Below are 3,718 nucleotides of genomic sequence, written 5' to 3'. Positions count from 1 at the left end.
GCCGAGCCGGTCGGCGCCCACCCGGGCACGGTGGGGGCGCTGCCCCTCGGTGACGTCCACGTCCCGCTGCGGCTGCTGGCCGACGACCTGTCCGCCCTGGCCGCGGTCGTGGTGGCGCTGGTGGCGCTGGTCGTCCAGGTCTTCACCCGTTGGTACCTGCACCGTGACCCGCACTACCGCGCCTTCTCGGCCAGCGTGTCGCTGTTCACCGCAGCGATGCTGCTCGTGGTGCAGTCCGGCGACCTGGTCCTGACCCTGGTCGGCTGGGAGGTGATGGGGTGGTGCTCCTACCTGCTCATCGGGCACGAGTCCACCCGGGCCAGCGCCAATCGTGCGGCGTTCAAGGCCTTCATGGTGACCCGGATCGCCGACCTGGCGTGGATCATCGGTCTGATCATCCTGATCGTCGGGGCAGGCACCAGCTCGATCCCCGAGGTCATCACCCACTGGACCAGCAGCGACGCCGACGGCGCGACGCTGACCGCCGCGCTGCTCTGCCTGGTCTCGGGCATCGCCGGCAAGTCCGCCCAGTTCCCCTTCCACGACTGGCTGCCCGACGCGATGGAGGGGCCCACACCGGCCTCCGCGCTGATCCACGCCGCCACCATGGTCGCCGCAGGCACCATCGTGGTCTCGCGGCTCTTTCCGCTCTTCGCGGAGTCGGACGTCGCACGCCTGGTGCTCGGCCTGGTCGCGGCGGTGAGCACCGTGGGTGCGGCCCTGCTCGCCTTCGCCCAGCCCGATCTCAAGCGGTTGCTGGCCTGGTCCACCATCAGCCAGGTCGGCATCATGCTGGGCGTCCTCGCCGTCGTCCCCGCGGACGGCAACCCGGGCGTCGGGGTGCTGCACTTCGCCTCGCACGCGATGTTCAAGGCGTTGCTCTTCCTGGCCCTCGGCTGGCTCAGCGTCCTTGTCGGTGGCACTGCGGTCACGCAGATGAAGGGGGGGCTGCGGCACTACCCGGCCATCTCGCGCTCGCTCGGCATCGGCTTCCTCGCGCTGGCAGGGGTCCCGCCCTTCGTGGGCTTCGTGTCCAAGGAGATGGTGCTGTCCACGGCCGAGCACGCAGCCCTCGGTTCGGCCGCCGGGCTCACCGGCTGGCTGGTGCTGGTCGGGGTCGGAGCGAGCGTTCCGTTGACGGCCGCCTACTGCATGCGAGCCTGGCTGATCCTGATGCACCGCACCCGGGAGGAGCGACAGGTCCATCGCCAGGTGGTCCGTGAGTCTCGGCGGGTGCACGAGGTCCACATCCTCGACATGTTCGCCGAGCAGGTGGTGACCGAGGAGGAGCACGGCCACGACTCGGGCATCGGGGTGATCAGCGACTCGGCACTCACGGGCATCCGAGTGCTCGCGCTGTTGTCCGTCGTGGGCGGCGCCCTGATCTTCACCCCGCTGCTGTCGGTCGACATCGACGGCGTCAACGGCTACTTCGTCGCGGGCTCGCTCGTCCTGATGGCCGTCGCAGCCCTGGTGGTGCGCGTCATGTCGCTGCGCACCGTCCGCAGCGACGCCGCGGAGCGACTGGGTCGCGCCGTGATCCGGGGGAGCGCGCAGGGAGTGGGTTTCGACGCGGCATACCAGCTGCTCGTGGCACGCCCCGTGACATGGCTCGCCCACGCAGTCGTGTGGCTGGACCGGGACGTCATCGACGCCTACGTGAGAGGCTCTGCGGCGACGACCCGGCTGGCCGGGCGGCTGCTGGAGCGCACGCACACCCGCCGCCCCTCGCCCAACCTGGTGTGGGTGCTGCTCGGCATGGTCGGTGTCGCGGTCGCGGGGGTGCGCCTGTGGTGACCGCCTCGGCCTACCTCGTCGGCGCGCTCGTCGTGCCCTTCGTCGCCGGCACCGCCCTGCTGCTGGGCGACCGGGTCGCCGTGCCCGCCCGGCCACTGACCGCGCACCTGGTAGCTCTCCTCTCCAGCCTCGCCACGGGTGTCCTGGTGCTCCTGACCGTGCTCGAGCGCCCGGTCGTCGACCATGAGTGGGTGCCCGCGATCGGGCTGCGGCTGCACTTCGCGGTCGACGGCATCAGCGCGCCCCTGCTCCTGCTGACCGCAGCGCTCGGCATCGCCGTGGTCGCACACGCTCGCACCAGGCTGCCGTCCGGGGGCACACCAGGCACCTTCTACGGTTGCCTGCTGCTGGTCGAGCTCGGCGCGCTCGGCACCTTCCTCACCCGTGACGCGGTGTTGTTCTTCGTCGCCTTCGAGATCGTCCTGATCCCGATGTGGGTGCTGATCAACAGGTTCGGCGACGAGCACCAGGACCGCGCGGACGCCGCCGGACGGTTCCTCTTCTACACGGTGCTCGGGTCGACGCTGATGCTCATCGGGATCCTCGCGATGGTCTACTCGACGGGCACCGCCGACCTCGGCGCGATCGCGGCGGGGCACGGCGCCGGCATGAGTGGCACCACCCAGGTCGTGGTCGCGACGGTCCTCATGGTCGGCCTCGGCATCAAGGTGCCGCTGTGGCCGCTGCACACGTGGCTGCCCCCGGCCCACACGGTCGCGCCCACCGCGGGATCAGTGCTGCTCGCGGCGATCCTGCTCAAGATGGGCACCTACGGCATCGTCCGGCTCGTCGTCGCGCCGCTGCCGCACGGTTTCGGCGTGATCGCGCCCTACGTCGGTGCCGCCGCCGTGGTGGGGATCCTCTGGGGAGGCCTCGCCTGCTTGGTCGAGCGCGACCTGAAACGGCTCGTCGCCTACTCGTCCGTCGCGCACATGGGCTTCGTGATGCTGGGGCTCGCGAGCGGCACCCGGGCCGGCCTGCAGGCGGCCCTGTTCGCCAACGTGGCCCACGGCGTCATCTCGGCACTGCTGTTCTTCGTCGTCGGCGGTCTCAAGGAGCGGTGGGGCGACGCCGACCTCGCCACGGCCAGGGCTGCGCTGCGCGAGGTCTCGCCGCGGCTCGGGTTCGCGCTCGTCGTGGGATTCGCCGCCGCGCTCGGCCTGCCCGGCCTGGTCGGCTTCTGGGGGGAGTTCTGGTCGATGTATGCCGCGTGGTCGCCCGCGCCCGACCGTCCTGCCGGTGTCTTCCACGGCTTCGCCGTCGTGGCCGTCATCGGCACCGCGCTGGCCGCCGGCTACGCGCTGCGGGTGCTGCGCATCGTCTGGGCGGGGGACCGTCGGGAGCCGCACATCGTGGACGCCCGTGGCGCCGAGGGCGTCGTGGTCGGGCTGCTGGTCGCGGCCACCATCGTGCTGGGTGTCGTGCCCGGACCGCTGCTGGACACCACCCTGCCAGCGGTCAGCCAGATCGTGACGAGGGTGGCGCCGTGAGTCCCGTCGCCGCCGCACCCGGCGTGGTGCCCGCGGCATCGGCCGTGTCGAGCATCGACGCGGCGGTCCTGCTGCCCGTCCTCGCCCCGGCGCTCGGCGCGGTGCTCCTGCTGCTGGTGGACCTGGCCGCGCCCCGGCTGCGGCGGGTCCACTACGGCCTCGCGCTGGCGATCATCGCGCTCGGCGGCCTGGGCACGGTGCCCGGCCTGTCCGCCGCACCGGGCGACGCCCGCACCACCTTGTGCCTCCCCGGCTCTCCCAGCCAGTGCCTCTACTCCGCGGATGCGGTGACCTCCGGCCTGCAGCTGGCCGCTCTCGCCGCCGCGTTCGTGGTGGTGCTGCTGTCCTGGCCCGAGCAGCGCACCGCTCCGCAGGGCCGCACCGCAGTGGCCTGCACCCTGCTGCTGGCCGCGACGGCAGGCGCCACCGCC

At 72.1% G+C, this 3,718-nt stretch carries 2 protein-coding genes and 1 pseudogene; all 3 read left to right on the top strand.

The features are described from left to right. Positions 1–1,797, top strand: a 1,797-nt coding sequence (locus FRW57_RS18775) for an NADH-quinone oxidoreductase subunit 5 family protein (protein ID WP_152186737.1), incomplete at its 5' end; no start/stop codon positions are given. Further along, positions 1,791–3,287 carry a complex I subunit 4 family protein gene (locus FRW57_RS18770; protein WP_203230412.1) on the top strand — a complete coding sequence of 499 codons (1,497 nt, stop codon included), beginning with the start codon at positions 1,791–1,793 and terminating at the stop codon, positions 3,285–3,287. The genes FRW57_RS18775 and FRW57_RS18770, both read left to right, overlap by 7 nt. Continuing rightward, positions 3,284–3,718 (top strand): annotated as a pseudogene (locus tag FRW57_RS18765) (NADH-quinone oxidoreductase subunit N); the annotation flags it as partial. The gene FRW57_RS18770 and the pseudogene FRW57_RS18765, both read left to right, overlap by 4 nt.

Source organism: Segeticoccus rhizosphaerae (assembly GCF_009192725.1).
Lineage (GTDB): Bacteria > Actinomycetota > Actinomycetes > Actinomycetales > Dermatophilaceae > Segeticoccus > Segeticoccus rhizosphaerae.
Note: the sequence above shows the minus strand (reverse complement) of the source record. Positions and strands in the feature narration are given on the sequence as shown.